Source organism: Serratia sp. PL17 (assembly GCF_017832355.1).
In the GTDB taxonomy this organism is placed as follows: domain Bacteria; phylum Pseudomonadota; class Gammaproteobacteria; order Enterobacterales; family Enterobacteriaceae; genus Serratia.
Genome location: NZ_JAFIBY010000007.1, coordinates 245,289 through 268,885, shown reverse-complemented (window position 1 = coordinate 268,885; position 23,597 = coordinate 245,289). Strand labels below are relative to the sequence as shown.

The following is a 23,597-nucleotide window of genomic DNA, read 5'->3' as shown; positions in this document are numbered from 1 at the left end:
CTACTCATCCCCCTCTACGGTGAAGCCAGCCTTCCGCACTGCGCGTTTAGCCAGCGTAATCGCATTCTCAAACGCCTTTTCTTGCTCCGTCCAATAGCCGTTTGTTTTTGGCAACCGCACCGGCGTAGCCAGCTTGGCTTCCGCTGTCTTGGCGCGCTCAGCCCATAAATGCATAGCGTCTTCTGTGTCGGATAAATCCCCCTGAGAAACCTCAAGGATGCCGTCAAGTTCAGCGATGCGCTTATCCTTCGCTTCCAGCTCTGCCAGCAGGGCGGATACGTACTCTTGCGAGTAGAGGCGCTCAATATTTCTCGGCTGCTTCCACTGCTCAGGTTCGAGGCGAGTTAATTTCTTTCGATTGGGATACCCTATCCAGCTATAAGCTACGGGATCTTTCATGTCACAGGCAGCGGTGACATTTTCAACGGTGCATGGCCCGTTCCCCGAAAAACAGTTGATGCATGGGCGCTCGTCGGTACACACCGGCTTGCTCAGTTCGCTCAGCTTATTGTTCACAAGAAATTACCCCGCTATGGCTGATGCGGTAGACTCGCTTTGGTAAGCCAAGTGATTCGCGATTTCTGGTGGTAAAACCCGACCACATTTTCAACTCAAGCAAAAATCCGCACATGCCTTTACCAGTCTTTCTGCCGCCAATCTTGTTGCTTTTGCCGATGTTGCGACGTGCCTTGCGCGTCTGGTTTCTGTTGTACGCATTGCAGACTTCAAGCCAGCGCTCTTGGCACATGCCTTTGTATGGAGAGAACGTGCGAATGCGACGAGCCTGTAATTCATTGAGGTATGCATGTTGCAAATCTTCGATGTAGGTCTGCTTGCTCATAATGCTTTCTCCTGGGCTTCAGCCCGTTCAAATCCAGCGCCTGGAACAGTTTCATCTACACACTCACCACACTTACGGCAGCGATAGGTGGTAACGCCGTTCTCTGGGTAGTTTTTCGGGTCAAGGTTTGTCCCGGCCAATTTCTCTTCAACACTTTCATCAGGATAAAATGGTCGTTTCCCGTCAGTACGTCCGATGCGCTGAGTGCAGTTGATTTCGATACTGATAAGCTCACCACAACTGCATGCGCTTTCGATGATGTTGCTCTTACGCTTAGCCATGCTGGGCCTCCTTGCAGAAATCCTCAGCAGAGTTAATGCCGTTCAGCCAGACGCCTTCTCGCTCTTCAATAATCGAGCGAACCAGGTGCGCGGCACTTACGATGCTTTCCTTGATGGTGGCCAGGTCGCGATTGCGGTCGGCTGTCTTCATCTTTTCACCGGCAATGGCGGCGGAGATATGCGCAGACACCAGGCCATCTAACAGCTTGCGGATTTCCAGACTGTCAAAGTCGCCGGGGTATTTGGCTTGCTTCTGCATCACTGGGCGCTCTTTCATTTGGCCTCCCGCACTTTGTTACCTTTCCTGCCGATGATTACGCCGAAAGCTTTTTCCGCATGCGGCATCCTGATTTGCAGCAGTTCGCAGATATTCCATGCCACGGCTAATACCCAGCCTTGCGGGGTGAATGTCCAGAACTTGCTGATAGGCCATATCCATTTATTCATGGTTTTTTCGGACCTCCATGACATGGGCAGGCAAGGGCGGCGTCAGTGTTGGGAGTGAGCAGTGCGAAGCAGTTAACAACCGACTGCGGTGCTGGCCCGAAATCATCGTTATCGCTCTCATACTCCTGCAGTTCAGCGCACAGGCTGCTGTTCATTTCTTTGAGTTTCCCACTCTCCACAGCCAGCGCATCGCACTTGGCCTTCACAGCCTCCAGTTCAGCAAACAGGGATGCATAGTCGCGATAGTCCACGTAACCACCCTCCGGGGTTTCACGCATATAAGCGTTCTCATGAGAAATGCTCAGCAAAAAGTCAGGATTAAAGCGCTTGATCATCACAGGCCTCCTGAGCAGGGTTCTGTTGCCGGTACTCGTTGAGGATTTTGTTTATTTCTTCTCTGGTTCCCGGCAAGAGCAGCAGAACGTCACCCTCTTCGCGGAGCATTGGCGAGGCGTCATAGAGCAGCTCGCATAATCTGCGTGCACGTGTCGCGCTGAATAAGGGGGTGATGAAGGACTTGGTGACCTTCTTTTTTCCTGCTTTCTTTGCCTTTTCGACGTCAACGGCAAGCACTTTTCCTGCCGCTTCGCCATGCTCTTTCACACGGTCTACAGCAGCATCAACGGCAACAGAACCTTCTCTAACAAGCGCCTGAACATCGTGATTTGCTTGGCTGAATGCCAGCAGCTTATCGACCGTAGCGCGGCTCTTGCCGACCAATGCGGCGATTTCATCAGGGGAAAGGTTGAACCCAGCCAGCTCTTTCACGACGAGTGATTGCTCGTAAGGGGATAAGGGGAGTTGGGTATTGCTGTTCATGATGCGTGCGATACGCTCTACATCGTTCCCGGTGAATTGAATTATCTGTATGCGTTGTATCGGCTTGCCAGCGTCACGGCAGCGACTATATGCACGGCGACGGCGGTGGCCTTCTACGACCCAAACACCGCCATCATCACGCGGCCTGACTTCTAATGGCGGGACTTGCTTACCCTTCATAAGGTGCTGAAAAAGTTTTTCGTCTTCCGCCAGGGTGTGTTCGTTTTCGACTCGCTTGTTAAACCCCTCCTGGACGTGAATGTCATCCAGAAGCATCGTCATGCGGCCATCAGGACGCTTGATAGTTCCGTTGTTGAACATCTGCTTAAATGAGTTAGCCATTGGTTTTCCTGCCGATTTAATCAAGGTTGTGAAATTTAGGCGTAGAGAAGCCTTAGCCCTGAATGGCAGGGCTATGTTTTATAGAGGCCAGCTCAGAAGGGGATATCGTCGTCGAAGTCAGGAGCGCTTTGGGTGTTCTGATTCTGCCTGTTGGCGGATGCTTGCTGAAGTCTGGATTGAGGTTGTTGGTTGGCGTTATTTCCCAGCATGGAGCGCTGTTGCTGGCTGCCCGAATGTTGCGGGGCATCATTAGCAATACGCTCATCTTTGTCCTTAAGAACGGCCAGCAGCTTGGCAACAGCTTCTGCAGGGGTGTTGTCGATTGCTTCTTTGTAGGTTTTCCGTGTGTTGGCCCCAAAAACCTGCTTAACATCGAACTTATAACCGTCACCGCCGTCATTTTTGGTATAGAGAATTTTTTGCAATACGAAACCGATCGGCTTGCCTTCCAGTTCTTTGCAGTGCAACTCAATTTCGCCGTCACCGTTGGTCATCTCGACGGCATTTAACTGCTTCACTTTGGTGAGTCCCATGATCGCATTTATCAGCGCTGCACCATGCTTCAATGGTTGGCCCTCACGGCCTTTGTAGTTGATGCGTAGGTAGTTAATTTTCCCCACATCGGAATCGATAGAGAACTCCATGGCTTCAGATTGCGAGTCTCTGCCGGTGGTGAAGATGGCGGCACTAATATTACCTGCATAAGCACCAGTTTCTGATGCTCCGCCTGCGCCAGCGGTACGCGCTGATTCGTCGTCAAAAGTGAACATTGGTTGCATTATTCGGTTACTCCGTCGTTAAGTTCGTAATAGTCACGGATCGCCGCGTCTACGGCGCTCAGGTCATTGTCGATTTGAAATGAGTCGAAAAGTCCGATAGGTGATTTAACTGGGTCAGTTCCATCGGATTGCGTGGTGAAGTAGTAACGGCCGTCGGCAACACCGGTTCTGAGCGCGATGGTGAACATGCCTTCTACGGTGATTTTCTCATCAAGCATTTTGCCGATGGTTTTCATTTTCACGCGGCCGCCGGGTGTTTCTTCGGTGTGCGCCAAGAAGTAGACAATCAGGCTATCGTCCGCTGATTGCGCGGCCCGTATGGCGTCCCAGGCTCCGCCCCCAATTTCAGTAAACTTCTCGAAAGATTTTTCACTGCGCCGGCGCATAAACTGATTCGCCATGACGTACTGAAAATCGTCTACTACGACAAACCGTTTACCTGCACGCCTTGCGTGTTGAATAATCAGCACGATGTCGCTGGCTAAATCGGTGAAAAATACATTGCCGGTTTTTTTGTCGAAGTTTCGGGGTGTCCAACCGGACGATTTAAAGGGGAGGCGTTTATTTTCCGGGTTGATGAGAAACCCCTCCTCGGGGTTTAGTTTCATCATGCTGGCAGACTTTCCAGAGCCGGAATCGCCAAGAATTAGCACGGGTATGCCCATCAGAACATTGCTCCCATAACCTGTTTAATCGTGTATTCCTGGTCTTCGTTCAAATCCATATTTGCCAGGGCCCAACGGAAGTAACCAGGATCCTCGGCGGCGATATCAACGAAGGTCTTGCCCTTGTGTTTTCCGAATGGCATGGCGTGCAACAGAGACGGGTTGGTCGTTATGTCGCGCATCTGCGCAATGCTCCAGCGCGCAATGCTGTTCATGTAAAGCAGGTTGGTTGCCGTAACGTAGCAGTCATAGAGCGCACGGTGGGCATAGAGACCTTCAGGCACATCGGGCTTAAGCCCGAAGCGATAGCGCAGATACTGGTTGCCATGCCGCTCTTCAGGCCACAGCTTGCGTGCCAGCTTCAGCGTGCAAATCCATGGGCCCGCGATTTGCGGAAGCTTCTCACGGTCAAAAGCGGCATTGTGTGCAACATAGAGATCGGCACCAAGGTAGCGGCCTATCACCTCGTCAATCAGCGGGGCGTCAGCGACCATTTCCTCAGTGATGTGATGTATGGCCATGGCCTCGAACCCGATGGGCTCAGGAGGGCGCACAAGGTCGCTCATGGGATTGCAAATAACACCGTTAACGATGTCGACGCTGGCAATCTCGACCACGCCGCCCTCAAAGCTGGTGGTTTCAGTATCAACTACACGAAAGGTAATGCTCATGATTTGTTCCAACAGTTCGGGCATCGGCGACGGCGTCAATTTGAGCCAGTCGGCTCGCTAACCGATCTAGGTCGGAAGCGTCCAGTTTGTTGGCGATGCAAATGGAAAGGATGAGGTATTCTGCGGCGAGCTGTTGACGCGTCGGCGTTTCAATAATCGTCAGTTCCATACAGCGCCTACTGCCAGCAGGCACAAAGAAAGAACGGTCAGATAAAAAACGTGTTTGCCTCGACGCTTTGTCGCAAAGTGGCCGCCATTCAAATCGTGTTTATGCTGGATCCGTGCATTTAGGCTAACCATGTTGACCTCCGCTGTGATTGTATGCAGCGCAGGCGATGCTGAAGCGTTTTGATGTTTTGGCGGACTGCGTAGTAGTTAGCGCAACGATCAGCGCAAACTAGTATGTCCACAGTTTGAAATCGCCCGAAGACGTAACGCTGAACCTTCACATATTTGCAGTCAGACTTCGGCAGCACTTTTTTGCAGTGCTCGCAGGTGGTGGTCATGGGGATTGGTATCATGACATGTCCTCTCGGTAGAAATTCACATGGGTAAGCGCACCACGAACGGAACGCTTAGTGATGTGAAAAAAGAGCCCCGAACAACGGGGCAAATTGGAAGATAAGAGGGTGTTATGGTGGGGGCCAGGATGATGCCTGGCTTCAGATGCCTTTACTTTTAAGCCCAATAAAAAACCGCATCCCTCCGGGCTGAAAGCTTTATCTGGCTACGTAAAAGCCAACCACTGACCATAACGCGACGCAGATGACAACCACGCCCAGCCAGACGATTTGATTAAAAGTCATGATTGCCTCAGTGCGCCGCCTGCGCAGTGCGATTAGCGAACGTCGATATCAGGGATGATCACTGATGGTTTGAATGTCACGCGGTAGAAGTAAGGGCTGGCCTTGACACCATCTATCTGCTCGATAAAGAAAGTTACGTTATCGGATAAACCCAGCATGTGTTTTTTGTACTGGCTTGGCCCGACCTTGCAAACGATTCCAAGTGTATTGGCTGTGCTGCTGTTGTCCTTAGAGCAAAGCCCTTCAATCGATAACATGTAGTCGCCGGTGATGCCGTTATAGAACACAACCCTTCGGTTAACTTCAAAGTTGTCAGATGCGGTGCTGAGATTACGTGAAACCACGTTAGCGTCGTTATCGCAACCAGTCAGAGCTAGTAGGGACAGGGCCAAGGCGATCTTTTTCATACGCATTTTCCTTATTGGCGCCCCGTAGGGCGCGGGAGGTGTTAATTGATTGCGGCACACTGGTGCTTTTTGCTGAAGATGCGCTGAGCCTGAATTGCTTTACCTGCGTTCTCGGTGCGGTAAAAAACTGCGCGGCAACTGTTGCAGAAAAGAACTTTTATGCCGTGCCCATCAACTCCCCAACCAACATGCTCGTTTATCGCTTTCATCGTGTTACTCCTCAGTGGTCTTAATGAAGCGCCCCACAGAACGCTTTATAGGTTCACTCTTTCCCTAAAGAACGTCTCCGGTCGATCCCTCTCGGGGCCGGGGAGTGATTACATCGCTCACCCCTGGGCGTCTTACCTGTTTGGCTTCCTGCCGGTGACGTTGTTGCTGTCGATGAACCAATAATCAACCATTGGTTATTTTTAGTCAATACCATTGGTTGATTTTGTGGTTGATTTTTATTTATGTAGTTGATGTTTGGTTTGTTATTTTTTTAAAATAAATCGTGCTGGAGGCGAGAGAGGATTTTTGGACGAAAAAAAACCGGCCAATCGGCCGGTTTGTTGATTTGAGTATTTACCAGGTTGAGGACGACCAGAATACACGGCCCAGAACTACCAGCTGCTCTTTGCGTTGCTGGTAGCTGAGATGCTCATCACCGTACTCGTCTTTATTGAGTGAGCGGATGGTTACACCGCCGTCAGGATGCTCTATTAAAACCTTCACTCGCAGCAGGTTACCGTGGCGTATCGCGTAGGTCTTACCTTCACGGATGCGGGTATCGTTGGTATTTATCCCCACCACGTCGCCATCCTGCAGTCGAGGCTCCATGCTAGATCCTGATATTTTTACAAGCTTTGCTGCTGTTGTAGATACCCCCATTTCATGGAGGAATTGACGCCTGAATGTGAACGTGGATTCAGGTTTCTCAACCATGTCGTATGTGCCATCACCTGCAGAAAATCGCACATCAAGGAGGGGGAGTTCGATATGCTCCTCGTCATCGATTACTTCTGCAGTAGCATCATCCCCCGAGTCATCATCGAAGGGGATTACAGCGCTATCCCTGCTATTCCCACGCCCATACTCGAGCCACTCAGCCCTAACGCCGAGCCATTCGGAAAGAGCAACGATACGATCACCCTCAGGACTGGATTCAGCATTAAGCCATTTCCCAACAGCAGTTGTAGTAACGCTAATGCCGCGCTTTTTAAGAGCCGCTTTAATGTCTACCGCTCGCCCATGAAGCCTTACGCCAGCCTCATCGCAGGCCAGCTTTAGCCGCTCTGCAAATCTTTCGCGTAATTCGTTTTTAGTAACCATTGGTTGATTCTCTTATAGATTGACTCAACTATCAGTTGTGCTATAACATCAACCAATAGTTATTTTTTGGTTGTGGAGATAAACCATGAACGAAGTAAAGAAAGCCATTAAAGCTGTAGGTGGCCCTGCTAAAGCAGCAGAAATCTGCGAACGGTCTGTTACTGCGATTCAGAAATGGCAAAGCAAAGGTTGTTTACCTCGGACTGAATACACCGGCAAAACGAACTACGCGGAAATTCTGGCCAGTCATTCTAATGGCGCAATCATCGCTGCGGATCTTCTGGAGAAAGCTAACCCAGACAGGATGCACTGCTAGTTCAGTGAATAAGGACAATTATCAATGGAAAACAATGCAATAGCACGCAAGTTAGAACCGCCGATTATCAACCCGGTTGAGATTGAGGGGGTGTTACTCAACCGTCTTGCATCAGTGGGACAGAAGGCCTACGCCGAGCACCTCGGGATTAGTGAGTCAACGGCAAGTCGCCGTAAAGGTGAGGGGCACTTCGCAGCGATGGCTAAGGAGTTGGCGTTTCTGGGTATTCAGGCCGCACCACCTGAGGCAGTGCTGGTATCTCGGGATTATTTGGCATCAGTCGAGACATTGGCTGATATCGGATTGAAAGCAGAGCGCAGCCGACCAGGGCCGCTGGGATGGGACTAAATGGCTTGGGACATATTCGTTTATGAAAACGTCAGGAAACAGCTGATAGCCGAGGGTTTCAGTGAGGCGTTAGCTGTAGGGGGGGGCAGTACGCAGCGGATCTGTATCGCCGGAAGTCACAGGCGAGCAAGAAAGGTGCGATGTATGACGACTGTCTCGCAATGGCTCGGCGGCATGTGCTGGGAAGTTGCACAAAGGACGAGAAGCCTGTGGCAGGGAAGAAAAAAAGCCGAGCAGCTGCAACTGGTCGGCCATCACTTTTCTAACTAAGAGAGGAATGTCATGAACTATCAAAGCAACCATAGCAAGGTCGATATGACAAACCAGAACCTGATTATGGCAAACAGTCCAGCACCTGGCAATAACGTTGCTCTGGCTGGTGGCGATTTCATCGGCACTGATGAGCTTCTGGGAATTATCAATAAGGCGCGTTCTGTTCACGGAGAGAAGCCGGTACGTAACAACGATTTTGTTTTGCGTGTGAAAGATGAGCTTGAAGGTGACCACTACGAAACTTTCGTAGTTCAAAATTTGAACGGAACAAAGTCGGAGCAACTCCGTATTTCCAACGACCAGGCTGTATTGGTCGGTATGCGCGAATCCAAGGCTGTCCGCCGCAGTGTTCTTGAAATTCTGAAACAGAAACGGGGTCCAGCATTGCCGCAGACCCTCCCTGAAGCTTTGCGCCTAGCCGCTGATATTGCTGAACAAAAAGCCGTGCTTGAACAGAAGGTTCAGGCTGATGCCCCGAAAGTGGCTTTTGTTGATCACTACGTCGAAACCGCTGGTTCCAAAAGCCTCCGCGCAACGGCCAAGGTTCTCAACATGCCAGAAAGAGCCATGATCGACGCACTTATCCGTGACAAGGTTCTGTTCCGTCAGTCTGGGAATTTGTTGCCATATGCCAGCCATCATCACTCAGGAAACTTCACCGTCAAAACCGGTACCGCCGAGCAGTCTGGTCACGCCTTTACACAGACCAGGGTAACGCCACGCGGTATTCAGTGGATCGCTGAGCGCTACGCATCCGAACTGATGGCGAGTTAACCATGAGCCAATCAGTCCCATTAAACCGGCCATACCTTGATGATCACGGTAATCGCGTGACTGTCATTCGCTGGGATCGGGCGGCGCAACAGGTGATTTTTATGCGAGAGGGCTACCCGTATGAATGCATGCAGCCACTTGAGCGATTTAAAGAGAAATTTAAGCGAGTCGAAGTATGAAGCCATCCGATCTGGTGCGCGAATTTGGCAACCCGGTTGCGTATTACCCTGGGCTGGTGAAGCACTTGGGTAGCGTAAACGCGGTTGTCCTGTTCTGCCAGTTCTTCTACTGGACCGGTAAAGAGACGTCCGAATTAGGGATATACAAGACCACTGAGGAGATCGAAGTGGAAACTGGGCTTACCTATGAAGAGCAGTTGAACGCGCGCAAAAAACTGAAGCGTAAAGGCGTGCTGATAGAAACAAATAAGCGCCTTGAGCACAAAATATACTATCGCATTGATACTGACAAATTGGACGCAATACTAACGCAAGATATTGATATTTCCCCAAATGGGCAAAGCCCATCTCGGGAAATCGGGAAAGCCCATTTCGCGAACACGGGAAACCCTGATTCGCCAACACGGGAAAGCCTCGTTGGCGGGGACGGGAAAGCCCATTTCGATCCTACAGAGAATACAACAAAGAATACTACAGAGATTACTACAGAGAAAAAGACTGTACGTCAGTCGGCTGCGCCAACCGACCAGTCGCAGGAAGATATTTTAAAAATTGATTACACCGCTGTGCTGGAAGCATTTCACACCACGCTGCCAGAGCTGCCTGTTGTGCTCAAGATGACTGATGGACGCCGTAAGGGACTGCGTAAGCTCTGGAAGGGGTACGACCTTAACCAGGACAGGTGGGGGGCTTACCTGCGCTACATCGCGAAGAAATGCCGTTGGATGTTGGAAGACCGCGCAGACACCCACACAGGCAAGACCTGGCGTAAAAAGGACTTTGATTACCTGATTACTGAGGTGTGTTACCTAAAAGTTAAAGAGGAACGGGCAAACGACCTGCCGAAGGTTCAGCGGTTGGACAATGCAGCACGTGATGAGGCTTATACCCGTCTGGTATCCCAGAAGCAACAGCCCCGCAACGAAGTAGAGCGACTGGCGAAAGAAATGGTTGGCTCGCTGAGCAGAACTATCACGGAATACGATGCCCGCCGCGCATTTGTAGGGATTTGGGCTCAAGCAGTAACCAGGGCCAGTGAGAACGATTTAGCGAGGATTGCCTGATGAGAGCGATTGTCAAAGCAGCATTACAGCGTGACATGGGTATTGCCCTGATCCCTGTGAATGATGAACTGGCGCTTCACATGACAGGGCGTGTCATGGTTTCAACACTGCCGAAAGAGTTCAAGGATACCCCAGAGGGCATTCTTCCTGCGGTAGAGCATGAGATTGCGAATGACCCACGACTGCAATCATTCTTCCAGCATGAGCGGGTTACGAACGCTTGCGGAGGCATCAACTCTATTGAAGCCTGGGCTACTCAGTTCACGAAATGTCAGTACAAGAAACATGAGCAACCATCGACAATTCTGGACACAGAGCGCTTAGGTCATTCAGCAGTTCGCATTTGCCCAGGGTGCTACAAGCAGGGTGTTAACTCTGAAAAGCTGGACAGAATCGCCGCCCGCAATACCACGCGCTGGATTGTGGCAACAGCCAAGCATCGCCTGAAATCTGATGGGCAGTTAACGATCCCTGAGCTGATGCTGTGGGCCATGCTATCAGGCGTGTTCGATCTGATCCCAGAGGGCGTGGCGCGCACTGTCACCAACATTCCTGAGCCTAAAGTGATTACGGGTACCCGCAAAGAATCCGATATGGACTGCATGCCTGCGGTTACGGAAATCATCGCTAAACAGGCTGTTAAATGCTTCAAAGTCGATCATGAAGTACCTGGTGCTTTTGTACTACGTCCAAAGAAAACCCGTGCTGAAGACAGCAAATACACACGCTGGGTGAAGTCCCGACCATGCTGCAGTTGTGGCGGACGCTCTGACGACCCCCACCACATAATTGGCCACGGGCAGGGCGGAATGGGAACCAAGGCCCACGATTTTTTCACTATCCCGATGTGCCGTAAATGCCACGACGCGTTGCATGAGGATATGGCTGCGTGGGAAGCGCAACATGGTAGCCAGGTCGAGGTGCTGTTTGAGTTCCTGGATTTCTCTTTTGGCATCGGGGCTATCGCATGAAGAAGTACCTGATCACACCAATCCCAAAGCCCCGCCAAACTCAAAAGGACCGGTGGGCCAAGCGCCCGCCAGTTCTCCGATATCGGGCATTCTGCGACGAGGTGAGATTGCATCGCATATCGCTGCCTGAAAGCGGTTATCACGTAACGTTTGTATTACCCATGCCAGATAGCTGGAACAAGAAGAAACGCGCTGAGATGGCCGGTAAACCGCATCAGCAGAAGCCTGATAAAGACAATCTGGAAAAGGCTCTGTTGGATGCCATTTTTGAGGACGACTGCCGGATCTGGGACGGTCGAGTAACAAAGGTTTGGGGCGAAGTAGGCCAAATAATTATTGGAGAAATAGCATGAGAATAGAGCACGCACTTTTAGCCAGCAGCCCGAAATCTCCTTCGATTATGAGCATGGCACCGGAAACCAAACCTCAATCAAAATTGACGACTGATAAGGACGGCGTACAGCAGGAGCGGCGTGTGGTTCGCGCATCACAATGCCAAGGCGGCGGGCAGGGTGGTTATACCGATGTCATGGTAGCGTTGGGGATCACGCAGTCCAGAGAGGCTCAGGGGCTTAGCCTTCTCTATGCCAAATTTAATAAAGACAAATCAGAGAGAGAAAAAGCGATAGAGAGATTGGCACAACATGCGATTAAGCAGGCCCCAAAGCTGGTGGGAAAGGCTGCGGGTAGACAAATGGCTCGCTGCATGGTGTTGCTTTCGAAACTGGCAGTGGATGACTTCTGTAGAACGGCAGACATTGAGCGGGCCAGGTGTAGATGTGGTGGTAGTGGAAAGGTATACGACATAGCGGGCACAAAAGCTGGCGGACAGGCAGTTGAGAAAACCTGCATTAGATGTCATGGGACGGGCCTAAAGCCAACCACAACAGCGCCTGCTTACAAGGTGGTGAAAGGTTTAATACCTGACCTGAGCCAGCCGACATGGAACAGAAACTGGCAGCGCTTCTATCAGATGCTGATCAGTAAGTGCTACCAGGATGCCGAGGCGGCGGAGGGTGTGTTGGGTAGAGTAACTTCAAATACGCATAATTAAATAAGATAGCGGCACATTTTAAAATTTTATCAACCAACTCTTGCATTTTTGAATAAAATTGGCTAGATTTGCTCTTAATGATGGGATTTAAATGCCTACGGGCTGACAAATCACCACAGCCACATCAAAAGAACCCGCCTCCGTGCGGGTTTTTCCGTCTTTAGCGCCCAATGCCTCACTCACTGACGTATGTCGCCTCGCATTCGCGGCGCTAACCCCTATCTATCACCCGGAGCCGGGACTAATCCCCGGAAGGGGGAGGTTATGAAAATGCCCTGGAAGAACGAACCCAACATCCTATCAATGCTGATTGCGTTTGGTATGACCCTGCTGGGTGCCATTGCCAGTTACTCGTTCAAGGTACTGAACGGCGAGGCCTTCAGCTGGCGCACGCTGTTTCTGCAACTCTTCGTGTCTATCTTTGCTGGATTGACCATGGTGATGATTGCACTGCATTACGATTGGCCGCCTGAGGTGATGGGCGGTGTCTGCGGGATGGCTGGCTGGTCTGGTGCTTCGCTTATCAAGGCGTTGGAAAGACGTTTTCTTAATAAAGCATCAGGAGAAGCAAATGCAGATTAGCAACAAGGGGCGCAACTTCATCAAGGGGTTTGAATCCCTTCGCCTGGCGGCATACCCAGACCCTGGCACTGGCGGCAAGCCGTGGACGATTGGCTGGGGCCATACCAAGGGAGTGAAGCAGGGCGACCGCATCACACAGGAGCAGGCAGAGCAATTCCTCTCTGATGACTTGGCAGTGTTTGAGCTGACGGTAAATAGTGCCATTAAGCGCCCAATGACGCAAAACCAGTTTGATGCCATGGTGTCGCTGGCATTCAACATAGGCGGCTCTGCGTTTGCTGGCTCAACGCTGGTGAAGAAATTCAACGCCGGTGATGCAAATGGCGCGGCAGATGAATTTCCCAAATGGAAAAACTCTGGCGGCAAGGTTATGCCTGGGTTGGTGAAACGTCGTGCGGCAGAACGCGAGATGTTTCTATCATGAGCACATCGTTCAGCATTCGGACAATGATTATCGGTCTGTTGCTGGTGGCGTTGATTGTTGCTGGCAGGTTGGCGTTCTACTTCCACGGTAATGCGGTAAAGGCTGGTGAGCAGGTTAAGCAGCTTCAGAGTGATAACAGCCTGCAGGCAACCACCATTGCTACCCAGGCGTTTCAGTTCCAGCGCGCCAACGAGATCAGCACCGCGGCGGGCCAATACGGAATCAACACCGACGCGGCTACTCAGGGGAAAGAAATTGAATACCGGACGATCCTCAAGAATCAGCCGACGTGCGATCTGGCTGTTCCCGCTGCTATTGCTGGTGGGCTGCTCAACTACACGCACCGTTTACGTTCCCGCGCAATGCCAGCCGATACCGGCGACGCTGACGCAACCGGTGCTGGCACCACTGCCTCCAGTCCGCTGACATACTGCCAGGCGGTGCTGTGGATTGACCCGCTGCTTGCGGCGCTCGATAAGGCGAACAACCAGCTGCTGGCGATACGTGAATTAGATGCAGACAAAAAATAGAAAATTCTGCAAAAGGCATTCGCTGAGTGCCTTTGACAGAATCATTATCAATTCGGAGTAAAGGTGGAACAATGGCAAAACCGGACTGGGGGGCATTGCAAAATCAGTTCCTCACCGAGCATGCCAAGAGTAACGTTTCCCCCAAGGCATGGTGTGAGGCAAACGGACTAAACTACACATCAGCCCGCCGCTATATCAAATTACCTGCGCAAGGTGATGCGCAAATTGCGCAGAAGAAAGTGCGCAGTGCGCAGAGTGCGCAAAACAGTCAAACCCCAACTGCGCCTAAGGCCGGTGAGCCTGCCACTGGCAGTGAAGCAGCCAGCGACCGCCAAGAAAACCCAAGCCTGTTAAAACCTCAGCATGAACAGTTTGCGCAGAATATTGCGCAGGGCATGCCGGGGAAGGATGCTGCTGTCTGCGCAGGCTACGCACCAACGAACGCAGAATCTCAGGCCTCAGTGTTACTGCGACGGCCGGATATAAAAGCCAGGGTGAAGGAGCTGCGCAACGATGCCGCACTATTGGTTTCGTTCAACGCTGGACACCTGGCTGAGCTGTCGTACAAATCTGCGCAGCAGGCGCTGAAAAATCAAAAATTCGGACAGGTTGCACCGAACGTTAAAAATGCCGCGCAACTGACCGGCATCGACATGAGCACGAATAAAACCGAGGTGAATGTCGATCTGGCTGGGTTGAGTTACGGCAAGGTTTGCATTGTGACCCCGGCGAACTGCTCAGCTGACGTCTGGGCCGCTCACATGGAAAAGCTGCGCGAGGGAAAGCAGACAGCCCAGTCATAATTGACGGCGTTCTGTATGCCTTTAGTAGTGACTGGGCGACAGACGTTCTGTACGACGCCCCGATCGGTTCTGTGCGTTGGCGCTGGACATACGGCGGCCGTGGTGGTGGTAAGTCGGTAGAGATTGCGCGCGCTCTGGTTATTCATGGTGCCATCGACCCGATGATCATCCTCTGCGCGCGTGAGTTCCAAAACTCAATCGGTGATTCCGTGCTGGCGCTGCTGGAGGCAGAGATTTATGCGCTGGGCCTCAATCACTTCTACACCGTAAAAAATAACGAAATTACCGGGCGGAACGGCACCCGATTTACCTTCAAAGGTCTGCGCAACAATATTCAGTCCATTAAATCGATGTTCGGCATCAAAATTTGCTGGGTGGAGGAAGCGCAGACGGTATCGCAGGATAGCTGGGATATTCTCGGCCCTACGGTGCGTGCCAATAAGTCAGAGGTCTGGGTATCGTTCAACCCGAGGGAGGAAAGCGACCCGACCTATAAACTGATGACCAGGCACCAGGATGATCCGCCGGACGGTGGCGTGATTGTCCGCAAGGTCAACTACTGTGATAACGCCTTTTTCCCGGACGTACTCCGGCAGGAAATGGCGTATTGCAAGCGCATTGACTTTGAGGCCTACGAGCACATTTGGTTAGGGATGCCGCGAGCCATCAGTGAAGCGGTGATCTTCTCTGGCAAATATCGCGTAGAGGCATTTTCTGATGAGTTATGGCGTGAAGCTGATAGGTTGTTCTTCGGTGCAGACTTCGGTTTTGCTAACGATCCATCAACCTTGGTGCGCTGTTTCATTATCGGTAGAAAGCTCTATATCGAATATGAGGCATACGGTGTAGGCGTTGAGCTGGACGACCTGTGGAAGTTTTACGCAGGGAAGGAAGGCGCAACGGCCGATCAGTTAAGCCAGTGGAAAACCGGTGATGAGAAAAAGTATCCCGGCATTCCATTAGCCCGCAGATGGCCAATACACGGCGATGGCAGCCGCCCTGAGACGATCAGTTACTTATCCCGCCAAGGTTTCGTTATCGACGCTGCAGCTAAATGGCCTGGTAGTGTTGAAGACGGTATCGCGTATCTAAAAGGTTTTGAAGAAATCATCATTCATGAACGCTGCAAACACATGGTCGATGAGGCACGTCTCTACTCGTACAAAACCGACCGATTGACAGGTGAAGTGCTCCCCGTCGTTCTGGACAAGCACAATCACATGTGGGACGCGGTGCGTTACTCACTTGATGGCTACATCACCAGTGAGGGCGACTTGGGCGTATGGGCCGCACTCGGCAAACAGCATTAAGCCTGACAAATAGCCGTTTGGAGCAATAAAACGGCTATGCAAATTCACCCCCGATTTAAGCATTGTTTATGCAGTCCGTTTCCGGCCATTCCGACGATAAAACCACGATAAATCAGCCACTGAGAGCAATCAGCGGGTGAGTGCTGTCGCGTCGGGGCGCGTAACGGTCATTATGTTAAAAAGTCCCCAAAAACGACAATTTTCAGTGAGGGAAAGATGGCCCGCAAAAATCGCCGAAACGGCGCTAAAAAGCCCGTTGCGACTGCTGACGGGTATAACAATTTCCCCGCCAAGTTAGGCGCACAGGCACAAAATATCCAGTCCGCTGGCACCTACACGCCGGGGTATATCACCCGCAACAGAGTAATGCTGGAATTCGCCTACCGTTCATCGTTTCTGGTAGGTGCTGCCGTTGATGCTGTCGCTGACGACATGACCCGCAAGGGCATTAACATCAGCTCAAAGCTCAAGCCGGGGCAGAAAGGCCAGGTAGAAACCTTCTGGGATTCCGCAGCAGTCTGGGACGGCCTTAACGATTTGATTAAATGGTCGCGTCTGTACGGTGGTGCGGTACTTGTGGTGCTGATTGAAGGGCAAAACATGAGCACGCCTCTGAACCTCGACCGCATCAAAGAGGGGCAGTTCAAGGGGCTAATGTGCTTTGACCGCTGGCAGCTCGATCCGAGTTACAACGACCCGGTTACCGACTACGGACCAGAGTTTGGCAAGCCGAAGTATTACAAGGTGGTGACGAACCAGAAGGGGGTTCCCGCCTGGAATATTCACCACAGCCGCCTGATCCGCATGGATGGTGACTCACTGCCTTATCAGCAGTCGATAACAGAAAACGGCTGGGGCATGTCGGTTATTGAACGCATCTTCGAACGCATCGAAGGTTTCGACACCGCAACGGCTGGTGTGACGCAACTGATCCATAAAGCGCATTTGCGCACGTACAGCATTGAAGGGTTGCGCAAGATTCTGGCCACCGGTGGCGCGCTGGAAGAGGGGCTGATGAAGCACATGGACATGATCCGTGAGTTCCAGACCATCGAAGGCATGACCCTCATGGACAAAAACGATGAGTTCGCGACGCACAGCTACTCGTTCTCTGGCATCGCTGATGTCATCTTGCGCTTTGCTGAGCAGGTTTCCGGTGCCACAGGCATTCCCCTGGTGCGTTTGTTCGGTCAGTCTCCATCCGGTTTCAGCACCGGTGACGGGGATCTGGAGAACTACTACAGCCGGATTAACTCGCTGCAGGAGCGCCGTTTACGTCGTCATATTCGCTGGCTCATGGATATCACCTGGCGCTCGCAGTTCGGTGAAAAGCTGCCGGAGGATTTTTCCTTCGAGTTCAATAAGCTCTGGGAGATGTCGGATACCGACCGCGCGACGATGGCAAACAACGTGGCCAGTGCGCTTGCAACGGCCGTTCGTGATATTGGCATGTCGCCTGCAGCAGCACTGAACGACCTGCGCAACCTGTCTGACGTGATCGGCATTGGCGGTTCTATCACCGACAAGGATATTGAAGATGCGAAGTCGCAGTATGCGGAGTCTGAATCTGAAACCGGCCCTCCACCGGCGTTCGGAAATCCAGTATCAGAAAAGCCTACTGGGGATAGTCAGCCAAATAAACCAAATCGTAACTGGCTCCTACGATGGTTCCCAGGCCAGCGCTGATACAGCCGCCGATCACCTCATTGATTACTCACACGTGTTGGACGACTGGGCCGCAATGGTGGGTCAGAAAATGTTTCTGCAGGTGGAGCGCGAAGAGTGGAACCAGTGGAAATCGGTATCACAGCAGATTTCCGAGGGGCTACGGGATGTAGTCGGTAACACTCCGATCGGCCAGGTGACGCAGGACATTGTCTACCGGCAAATCCAATTAATGAAGTCCCTGCCACTGGAAGCCGCCGATCGCGTCCGAGATATACAGCAACGCGCGATAGAGGCAACCATCAACGGCGAGCGCCCCGACGCGCTGTACGAAATGATTATGCAGTCAGGCGACGTAGCGGCCGGTAGAGCAAGGATGATTGCCCGTACTGAGATAGGGCGCGCAACTGGAGCTCTGACACAGGCGCGTGCGCTGTCAGTTGGTTCTGAGGGTTACTGGTGGGAGATAGAGGGAACTGGCACCAGGCCATCCCATAAAGAAATGAAAGGGAAATTTGTGAGGTGGGATGACCCGCCCACATTAGATGGAATGACAGGCCACTGCGGTGCACTGCCAAATTGTAAATGTTGGCCGAGAGTGAAGGTTCCCGAGCCTCGAAAGTGATAAAATAACGGCTCCCATGCTGCTGTAACAGCGTGAGAGCCTAACCATTACTTAATCGAGGTAAATAATGGCTGAAAATAGTTTAGCGAAAGACCTGACCGGCCTCAAATTTGGCAGGTGGAGAGTTATCAGTCGCGCGGAAAGGTTAGACCACGGGCATAGATACTGGCTGTGTGAATGCGAATGTGGCAATACCAAATCTCTACGCGGGACCATGTTAACTTCCGGGGCATCTGAAAGCTGCGGCTGCCTGAGGAATGAATTAACCTCAGCGCGCTCTAAAAAGCACGGTGCTACCCGGTCGCCGACCTATGTGAGTTGGCAGTCGATGAGATCCCGTTGCAACAAATCTGATGATCTACATTACCCCCTATATGGCGGCAGAGGCATTAAGGTTTGTGGCAGGTGGGACGCTTTTGATAATTTCCTGCATGACATGGGCGAAAGGCCATCAAACGCGCACAGCATAGACAGGATTGATGTCAATGGTGATTACACTCCTGACAACTGCCGGTGGGCAACAGCAAAAGAGTAGGGGCTAAACCGTAGGGACACCCGGTGGATCACATATAAAGGCGATACACTATCGACCAAAGATATGGCAGAAAAATACGGCATCCCAAGGACTACATTGCGCCGAAGAATTGATTCAGGGTGGAGTGTTGAAAGAGCTATTGAAACTCCTCCTGACGTAAGCAGAAAGAGAAAATAATAACCCCATAGAGGTCGCGATAAGCGGCCTTTTTCAATGCCCGCCATTCAGCAGGTAACCCATGAAATATTTCTTCACGACCCGCCTGGGCGAAACCCGCTATCAGCTGGCGGATGACTCACTGCTGTGTAAAGACGTGCCGATCGCTCGCACCGGCGTGCAAACGTACCTGCCCGAGGAGATAGACCTGGATCCGGGACTGGATGGCCTGGTGCACGTCTACCGCACCGAAGACGAAGTTTTCTCTCCTGAAACCATAGCGAGTTTCGAGGGGGTGGCTGTCACGGTAGGACACCCGGAAGACGATGAAGGCAATATCGTTTTTGTTAACCCATCCAACTTTTCGGAGCTGGCACACGGTCATATCCAGAACGTCCGTCGTGGCACTGGTGACCAATCAGATTTGCTGATCGCCGATGTGTTGGTGAAGCGGCAAGAGGCCATCGACGGGATTAACTCAGGACTAACCGATGTCAGTTGCGGTTACGACGCGCAGTACAAGCAGTTGTCGCCCGGAAAGGGCAAACAATACCAAATCACAGGAAACCATCTGGCTGTCGCTATTGATCGCGGTCGGGCTGGTGGCCGTTGTGCTATCGGGGATTCTGCCCCATCAACCAAAAAGGAGAAGCCGATAATGTCATGGCTTAAAAACCTGGCTAAGGCCATTAAAACGAAAGATGAGGACGCGCTGAATAAACTCATCGACGAAGCGCCGGAGTTGCCATCTGACGGCATGGGCTCCATCCCCGGTTCCACTATCAACATTAACATGCCTTCGCAGGCAACATCGCTGCCAGCAGAGAACCGCACGACCACCGATGAAGATCCAGAAGACCCAGCGAAAACCGGTGATGCAGAAGTGCCTGAGTGGGCAAGCGCCATCCTGTCTCGACTGGACAAGCTGGAAGGTAAAACCACCGACGCTGATCCGGACGATGACACGCCTACGGGTGATGAAGACGCCGAGGAAGATAAGAAGGTAACCGGTGATGCTGCGTTCAAGCGCAACATTATTGCCGACGCTGAAATTATCTGTCCAGGATTCCAGCCAAAAGGTGACAAAGGCCTCAAGCGTCAGGTGCTTAACCATGCTTTGCGCACAGGCGACAGCATGAAAGCGTTCGGTGTTGAAGACTTCACCAAGGCACCAAAGGCGACGGTTGACGCTGCGTTTACCGCTGCGTTGGAGATCCGCAAGGTTCAAAACAAAATGGCGCCGCCATCACTTGTCACCCGGACTGTAGACGGTGCCCCAACAACAAAACACATGTCCCCGGCCGAGCTGAACAAGCTCAACGCCGATTTCTGGAAAAATCGCAAATAAGGTAATCAACATGGCAGGAAATGCATATCTGTACCGGATGCCTATGGGTATTGCCGGCGCTATCACTCGTCCCCGCGACGCCACCGTTGAACCGGTAACCCTGGACTACCAGAAGCAATTTGCTTCCTACGGGCTGGCGGGAAAATACGTTGGTGACAAATTCGTCCCGTTGGCCTCTGGCGACACCATCGACAAGGTGAAAGGGATTCTGGTTCGTCCGTACCCGATTACCTCTTATGCCGACCTGGCTTATTTGGGCGTTAATGTTAACCAGGTGGGCGACAACCTGAAACGCGGCTACATCTGCGTGAAAGTCACTGCTGGTACCGCGCCAAGCGCCAAGAAAGGTGACCCGATTTATGTCCGTGTTGCTGCTGGCACTACGGGAAGCCCTGTAGGGACGTTTGTGCTGACACCAGACGCCACTGCCGAGAACACACCTCAGTTGCCAAATGCTGAGTTAATGGGCCCAGGTGAAGCCGATGGCCGTGTTGAAATCGCCTATAACATCTAAGGAATTCTGAATGTTTACTGTAGACCGAGCCACCATTGACTCCTCCGGCGCTTTCCTCGTCGGTGAACTGGAGCGCATGGATCAAACGCTGAACATGCCGCTGACGTCCCAAAAGTGGACGCGCGACATGCCACTGCGTAGCGACATTTCTATCGCAGATGAAGTGTCTTCCTTTACCAACTCAGACTTCGCCAGCGTTGGCGGCCCGAACCCACACGGCAAAAACTGGATGGGTAAGAAAGCGACTGCAATTCCTGGTATCGACCTAGATATCCAACCGACTCGTAACAACCTGACCCCGTGGGCACAGGAAGTAGGTTGGACAGTTTTAGAATTGGCCTCTGCTCAGAAAATGGGACGTCCGATCGACGTGCAAAAGTATGAAGGCATGCGAATGAAGTGGAACATGGACACTGATGAGCAAGTGTACATCGGAGATAGTGAGCTGGGTGTTCCTGGATTGCTTAACCTGCCAACTGTAACTCCCACCGCTGCTGCTGCCGCCTGGACTGCAACCACTGACCCTGATGTGATCGTTCAGGATATTAACCTGGTGCTGATTGATGCTTGGGTGCGCTCTGGTTATGCCGTTTGCCCGGCAAAAATCGGTTTGGCACCTGAGTTGTTCGGCCTGTTGGCCAGCAAGAAGGTTTCTTCTGCCGGTAACATCTCTGTTCTGGAATACGTGAAGATCAACACCATTGCATTCCAGGAGAACGGCGAATCGTTGGAAATCGTCTCCATGAAGTGGGCTTCTAAACGCGGTGCTGGTGGCGCGCATCGTATCGTCGCTTATACCCAGGACGAAAAGTTTGTGCGCTTCCCTATGGTGCCACTGCTGAGCACTCCGCTGGAGTATCGCGGTATGCAGCAGCTCACCGTGTACTACGGCAAATTGGGCCAGGTGGAAACCCCGTATTCCAATACGATTTCTTATCTGGATGTTCCGGCAGCCTGATAACCGATGGCGGGGAAACCCGCCAACTCATGGAGTAACAAAATGAAATACATCGTATCTGCAGCCGCTTCACTCAGCTTTGCCGACGGCACAAAATTTGAATTATCACCAGGGATCCATGATGGTTTCCCGGCGAAGGTCAAAGAGCACTGGGCATTCAGCGCTTACGTAGCACCTCTGAATGAATCAGATCTGGAACAAGAGCAGCAATCTGTCGATTTATCTTTGCGTGTTGCCTCGCTGGAAGGTGAAGTAACCGACCTGCAGAAGCTGCTGGCGTTGGAAAAAGACAAGGTTGCTGAGCTGACCGAACAGCGTAATGCGTGCGATCAGACCATTGACGAGCACCTGGCCACTATCGCCGACCTGCAGAATCTGCTGGCAGAAAAGGAACCCGTTAAAGAGCCTGACGGTGAAAAAGGGGCCGAGAATGCCAAAAAACAGCCTGCTGCCAACAAATGATAAATTTCGCGAAGACTTCCCCGAGTTTGCTGACAAAACCCGCTATCCCGACGCCGCAGTAAATTTCTACCTTGGCCAGGCCGACATCATCCTCAATCAGGACGTGCTGAGTGATCAGTTCGTGTATCTCGCTGAGCTTTTTACAGCGCATTACACTGAGCTGCGCGGGCGCGCACTGGCTGGGGCTTCTCTCGGCATGGTCAACAGCAACGGCTCTGCTGGCGTGGCGACATCCAAATCGGTCGATAAGGTCAGCGTCAGCTATGACGTGTCTGGGGTGATTAACCCGGATGCCGGCTTCTGGAATAACACCGGTTATGGCCGTGAATTCTTCTGGTGGTGGTCGATGTTCGGAGCGGGTGGGAGGCAGTTGCTATGAAAAGCGGGCTCAAGGTCAGGAAGGATAATGCCGAATCAGTTTTGTCCTCCCTGCGCTCACTTTCAAAAATGGATGTGCTGGTGGGCATACCAGAGGCCAACGCGACGCGTGAGGACGGGGAAGCCCTGAACAACGCGGAGATCGGGTATCTACAGTCTACTGGCGCCACGGTGCAGCTTGGCGGCCAGACCGTCACGCTGCCGCCACGGCCGTTTTTGGATATGGGTATCGAGGACACCAAGCAGCGAACCACTGAACACCTGAAGGCGGCGGCCGTGGCTGCTCTGAACGGTAAAGCGGAGGCGGCGCAGCGAGAACTTGAAAGCGCTGGACAGATTGCGCGTGATGGCGCCAAGGCTGTTATCGGCTCTGGTGATCGACTTCATCCGCTATCGGATGCGACGAAGGCCAACCGCCGCGCTCAAGGCCTTCCCGGCGATAAGCCACTCTATGCCCACGGCTACCTATTGCGCTCAATCACCTACGTGGTAAGGAGTAAGTAATGCCGCTTCTCGATGTGACCGAGGTGCTGCTCGACCCGGATTTTGTCGATTTCTCTCTGGTTTGCCGTCGGCAGATACAGACGACGGACGATGACAACTTTCCGATCAACACCCCTCAGGAAATCCCGTTCACCGGCGTAGTAACTGTCGATCGCTCTCTGGAAGCAAGGCGTATGGCTGCCGGCCAGAACATTAACGGTGCCATTCTTATCGTGACGCAATTCAGGCTCACTCAGGGCCGCAAGAGCGCCGCTGATGGCCCAAATCTTGATGCCGACCTTGTCGTTTATAACGGCGGACTGTATCGGGTAACGTTTGTCGATCCGTACACCCGCTATGGCGCCGGTTTTGTTCAGGCCCACTGTGAGCTGGTGGGGCAGGAAGGGGGCTAAGTGAGTAACGACAGCACAACACCCGGATATCTCACTCCGACTGGTAACGGCCCTGCCTACGAC

The 23,597-nt window shown here is 52.2% G+C and carries 38 protein-coding genes and 1 pseudogene; 25 read left to right on the top strand and 14 right to left on the bottom strand.

The features are described 5' to 3' along the window. The 14 genes from JOE25_RS26615 to JOE25_RS26610 form a co-directional block, all read right to left on the bottom strand. Window positions 1-516: a hypothetical protein gene (locus JOE25_RS26615; protein WP_245210036.1), complete on the bottom strand. Its 516-nt coding sequence runs from the start codon at window positions 514-516 to the stop codon at window positions 1-3. Beyond that, complete coding sequence (locus JOE25_RS20990; protein WP_209638547.1) at window positions 506-841, bottom strand: hypothetical protein; 336 nt, start codon at window positions 839-841, stop codon at window positions 506-508. Before JOE25_RS20990 ends, JOE25_RS26615 begins: the two co-directional genes overlap by 11 nt. Then, window positions 838-1,122: a hypothetical protein gene (locus JOE25_RS20985; RefSeq protein WP_209638545.1), complete on the bottom strand. Its 285-nt coding sequence runs from the start codon at window positions 1,120-1,122 to the stop codon at window positions 838-840. The genes JOE25_RS20990 and JOE25_RS20985 overlap by 4 nt, the downstream gene beginning before the upstream one ends. Further along, window positions 1,115-1,399: a hypothetical protein gene (locus JOE25_RS20980; RefSeq protein WP_209638543.1), complete on the bottom strand. Its 285-nt coding sequence runs from the start codon at window positions 1,397-1,399 to the stop codon at window positions 1,115-1,117. The genes JOE25_RS20985 and JOE25_RS20980 overlap by 8 nt, the downstream gene beginning before the upstream one ends. Next, window positions 1,396-1,569, bottom strand: a complete 174-nt coding sequence (locus JOE25_RS20975; RefSeq protein ID WP_209638541.1) for a hypothetical protein — start codon at window positions 1,567-1,569, stop codon at window positions 1,396-1,398. Before JOE25_RS20975 ends, JOE25_RS20980 begins: the two co-directional genes overlap by 4 nt. Next, entirely contained in the window at window positions 1,566-1,904 is a 339-nt protein-coding gene (locus tag JOE25_RS20970) for a hypothetical protein (protein ID WP_209638539.1), read from the bottom strand. The genes JOE25_RS20975 and JOE25_RS20970 overlap by 4 nt, the downstream gene beginning before the upstream one ends. After that, a complete protein-coding gene (locus tag JOE25_RS20965; protein WP_209638537.1) occupies window positions 1,888-2,730 on the bottom strand; it encodes a chromosome partitioning protein ParB in 843 nt (280 codons plus the stop codon). Before JOE25_RS20965 ends, JOE25_RS20970 begins: the two co-directional genes overlap by 17 nt. A gap of 92 nt (window positions 2,731-2,822) precedes the next feature. Next, window positions 2,823-3,509 carry a hypothetical protein gene (locus JOE25_RS20960; protein WP_209638535.1) on the bottom strand — a complete coding sequence of 229 codons (687 nt, stop codon included), beginning with the start codon at window positions 3,507-3,509 and terminating at the stop codon, window positions 2,823-2,825. Next, the gene (locus JOE25_RS20955) at window positions 3,509-4,174 is read right to left on the bottom strand and encodes an ATP-binding protein (protein WP_209638533.1); all 666 of its coding nucleotides are present in this window, start codon (window positions 4,172-4,174) and stop codon (window positions 3,509-3,511) included. The genes JOE25_RS20960 and JOE25_RS20955 overlap by 1 nt, the downstream gene beginning before the upstream one ends. Then, window positions 4,174-4,845 carry an exodeoxyribonuclease X gene (gene exoX, locus JOE25_RS20950; RefSeq protein ID WP_209638531.1) on the bottom strand — a complete coding sequence of 224 codons (672 nt, stop codon included), beginning with the start codon at window positions 4,843-4,845 and terminating at the stop codon, window positions 4,174-4,176. The genes JOE25_RS20955 and exoX overlap by 1 nt, the downstream gene beginning before the upstream one ends. Then, window positions 4,820-5,014, bottom strand: coding sequence for a hypothetical protein (locus JOE25_RS20945; RefSeq protein ID WP_209638529.1), 195 nt, complete (start codon window positions 5,012-5,014; stop codon window positions 4,820-4,822). The genes exoX and JOE25_RS20945 overlap by 26 nt, the downstream gene beginning before the upstream one ends. Window positions 5,015-5,683: 669 nt before the next feature. Further along, window positions 5,684-6,058, bottom strand: a complete 375-nt coding sequence (locus JOE25_RS20940; RefSeq protein WP_209638527.1) for a hypothetical protein — start codon at window positions 6,056-6,058, stop codon at window positions 5,684-5,686. Window positions 6,059-6,099: 41 nt separating this feature from the next. Further along, complete coding sequence (locus JOE25_RS20935; protein ID WP_209638525.1) at window positions 6,100-6,267, bottom strand: hypothetical protein; 168 nt, start codon at window positions 6,265-6,267, stop codon at window positions 6,100-6,102. A 355-nt stretch (window positions 6,268-6,622) separates the two neighbouring features. Next, window positions 6,623-7,015, bottom strand: coding sequence for a S24 family peptidase (locus JOE25_RS26610; RefSeq protein WP_348539701.1), 393 nt, complete (start codon window positions 7,013-7,015; stop codon window positions 6,623-6,625). A 21-nt stretch (window positions 7,016-7,036) separates the two neighbouring features. Here JOE25_RS26610 and JOE25_RS26605 point away from each other — a divergent pair, with 21 nt between their 5' ends. The 25 genes and pseudogenes from JOE25_RS26605 to JOE25_RS20815 all read left to right on the top strand — a co-directional run bounded on the left by JOE25_RS26605 (window position 7,037) and on the right by JOE25_RS20815 (window position 23,534). After that, window positions 7,037-7,327, top strand: a complete 291-nt coding sequence (locus JOE25_RS26605; RefSeq protein WP_245210046.1) for a hypothetical protein — start codon at window positions 7,037-7,039, stop codon at window positions 7,325-7,327. 127 nt (window positions 7,328-7,454) lie between these two features. After that, window positions 7,455-7,685 (top strand): hypothetical protein, encoded by a 231-nt coding sequence (locus tag JOE25_RS20925; RefSeq protein WP_209638521.1) that lies wholly within the window; start codon window positions 7,455-7,457, stop codon window positions 7,683-7,685. A gap of 24 nt (window positions 7,686-7,709) precedes the next feature. Beyond that, window positions 7,710-8,033 (top strand): CII family transcriptional regulator, encoded by a 324-nt coding sequence (locus tag JOE25_RS20920; RefSeq protein ID WP_207977187.1) that lies wholly within the window; start codon window positions 7,710-7,712, stop codon window positions 8,031-8,033. Between the two features lie 144 nt (window positions 8,034-8,177). After that, window positions 8,178-8,303 (top strand): hypothetical protein, encoded by a 126-nt coding sequence (locus JOE25_RS26700; RefSeq protein ID WP_280921294.1) that lies wholly within the window; start codon window positions 8,178-8,180, stop codon window positions 8,301-8,303. A gap of 12 nt (window positions 8,304-8,315) precedes the next feature. Next, a complete protein-coding gene (locus tag JOE25_RS20915; RefSeq protein WP_245210035.1) occupies window positions 8,316-9,080 on the top strand; it encodes a phage antirepressor KilAC domain-containing protein in 765 nt (254 codons plus the stop codon). Between the two features lie 2 nt (window positions 9,081-9,082). Next, a complete protein-coding gene (locus JOE25_RS20910) occupies window positions 9,083-9,259 on the top strand; it encodes a DUF4222 domain-containing protein (RefSeq protein ID WP_186428200.1) in 177 nt (58 codons plus the stop codon). Next, the gene (locus JOE25_RS20905; protein WP_209638519.1) at window positions 9,256-10,323 is read left to right on the top strand and encodes a hypothetical protein; all 1,068 of its coding nucleotides are present in this window, start codon (window positions 9,256-9,258) and stop codon (window positions 10,321-10,323) included. The genes JOE25_RS20910 and JOE25_RS20905 overlap by 4 nt, the downstream gene beginning before the upstream one ends. Beyond that, complete coding sequence (locus tag JOE25_RS20900) at window positions 10,323-11,294, top strand: DUF968 domain-containing protein (RefSeq protein ID WP_209638517.1); 972 nt, start codon at window positions 10,323-10,325, stop codon at window positions 11,292-11,294. Before JOE25_RS20905 ends, JOE25_RS20900 begins: the two co-directional genes overlap by 1 nt. Continuing rightward, window positions 11,291-11,647, top strand: a complete 357-nt coding sequence (locus JOE25_RS20895; RefSeq protein WP_209638515.1) for a RusA family crossover junction endodeoxyribonuclease — start codon at window positions 11,291-11,293, stop codon at window positions 11,645-11,647. The genes JOE25_RS20900 and JOE25_RS20895 overlap by 4 nt, the downstream gene beginning before the upstream one ends. Then, complete coding sequence (locus JOE25_RS20890; RefSeq protein ID WP_209638513.1) at window positions 11,644-12,348, top strand: antitermination protein; 705 nt, start codon at window positions 11,644-11,646, stop codon at window positions 12,346-12,348. The genes JOE25_RS20895 and JOE25_RS20890 overlap by 4 nt, the downstream gene beginning before the upstream one ends. Window positions 12,349-12,612: 264 nt before the next feature. Next, on the top strand, window positions 12,613-12,930 hold the full coding sequence (locus JOE25_RS20885) for a phage holin family protein (protein ID WP_115058995.1): 318 nt from the start codon (window positions 12,613-12,615) through the stop codon (window positions 12,928-12,930). After that, entirely contained in the window at window positions 12,920-13,354 is a 435-nt protein-coding gene (locus tag JOE25_RS20880; RefSeq protein WP_209638511.1) for a lysozyme, read from the top strand. The genes JOE25_RS20885 and JOE25_RS20880 overlap by 11 nt, the downstream gene beginning before the upstream one ends. Beyond that, window positions 13,351-13,884 carry a hypothetical protein gene (locus tag JOE25_RS20875; RefSeq protein ID WP_209638509.1) on the top strand — a complete coding sequence of 178 codons (534 nt, stop codon included), beginning with the start codon at window positions 13,351-13,353 and terminating at the stop codon, window positions 13,882-13,884. Before JOE25_RS20880 ends, JOE25_RS20875 begins: the two co-directional genes overlap by 4 nt. A gap of 71 nt (window positions 13,885-13,955) precedes the next feature. After that, a pseudogene (locus JOE25_RS26735) lies at window positions 13,956-14,147 on the top strand (terminase small subunit); the annotation flags it as partial. Further along, the gene (locus JOE25_RS20870) at window positions 14,124-14,687 is read left to right on the top strand and encodes a terminase small subunit (RefSeq protein WP_342117128.1); all 564 of its coding nucleotides are present in this window, start codon (window positions 14,124-14,126) and stop codon (window positions 14,685-14,687) included. The pseudogene JOE25_RS26735 and the gene JOE25_RS20870, both read left to right, overlap by 24 nt. A gap of 71 nt (window positions 14,688-14,758) precedes the next feature. Beyond that, on the top strand, window positions 14,759-15,997 hold the full coding sequence (locus JOE25_RS20865) for a PBSX family phage terminase large subunit (protein WP_348539699.1): 1,239 nt from the start codon (window positions 14,759-14,761) through the stop codon (window positions 15,995-15,997). A gap of 216 nt (window positions 15,998-16,213) precedes the next feature. After that, on the top strand, window positions 16,214-17,683 hold the full coding sequence (locus tag JOE25_RS20860) for a DUF1073 domain-containing protein (protein WP_209638505.1): 1,470 nt from the start codon (window positions 16,214-16,216) through the stop codon (window positions 17,681-17,683). 55 nt (window positions 17,684-17,738) lie between these two features. After that, window positions 17,739-18,287 (top strand): phage minor head protein, encoded by a 549-nt coding sequence (locus tag JOE25_RS20855; protein ID WP_209638593.1) that lies wholly within the window; start codon window positions 17,739-17,741, stop codon window positions 18,285-18,287. A 773-nt stretch (window positions 18,288-19,060) separates the two neighbouring features. Next, window positions 19,061-20,326, top strand: a complete 1,266-nt coding sequence (locus JOE25_RS20845) for a DUF2213 domain-containing protein (protein WP_209638501.1) — start codon at window positions 19,061-19,063, stop codon at window positions 20,324-20,326. A gap of 10 nt (window positions 20,327-20,336) precedes the next feature. Next, window positions 20,337-20,840 carry a hypothetical protein gene (locus JOE25_RS20840; protein WP_209638498.1) on the top strand — a complete coding sequence of 168 codons (504 nt, stop codon included), beginning with the start codon at window positions 20,337-20,339 and terminating at the stop codon, window positions 20,838-20,840. A gap of 10 nt (window positions 20,841-20,850) precedes the next feature. After that, window positions 20,851-21,798 (top strand): DUF2184 domain-containing protein, encoded by a 948-nt coding sequence (locus JOE25_RS20835; protein WP_209638496.1) that lies wholly within the window; start codon window positions 20,851-20,853, stop codon window positions 21,796-21,798. Window positions 21,799-21,840: 42 nt separating this feature from the next. Beyond that, on the top strand, window positions 21,841-22,260 hold the full coding sequence (locus JOE25_RS20830; RefSeq protein ID WP_209638494.1) for a hypothetical protein: 420 nt from the start codon (window positions 21,841-21,843) through the stop codon (window positions 22,258-22,260). Then, window positions 22,229-22,639, top strand: coding sequence for a DUF4054 domain-containing protein (locus JOE25_RS20825; RefSeq protein WP_209638492.1), 411 nt, complete (start codon window positions 22,229-22,231; stop codon window positions 22,637-22,639). The genes JOE25_RS20830 and JOE25_RS20825 overlap by 32 nt, the downstream gene beginning before the upstream one ends. Then, window positions 22,636-23,142, top strand: a complete 507-nt coding sequence (locus tag JOE25_RS20820; protein ID WP_209638491.1) for a hypothetical protein — start codon at window positions 22,636-22,638, stop codon at window positions 23,140-23,142. The genes JOE25_RS20825 and JOE25_RS20820 overlap by 4 nt, the downstream gene beginning before the upstream one ends. Then, window positions 23,142-23,534 (top strand): head-tail adaptor, encoded by a 393-nt coding sequence (locus tag JOE25_RS20815; protein WP_209638488.1) that lies wholly within the window; start codon window positions 23,142-23,144, stop codon window positions 23,532-23,534. Before JOE25_RS20820 ends, JOE25_RS20815 begins: the two co-directional genes overlap by 1 nt. The last annotated feature ends 63 nt before the right edge of the window (window positions 23,535-23,597 follow it).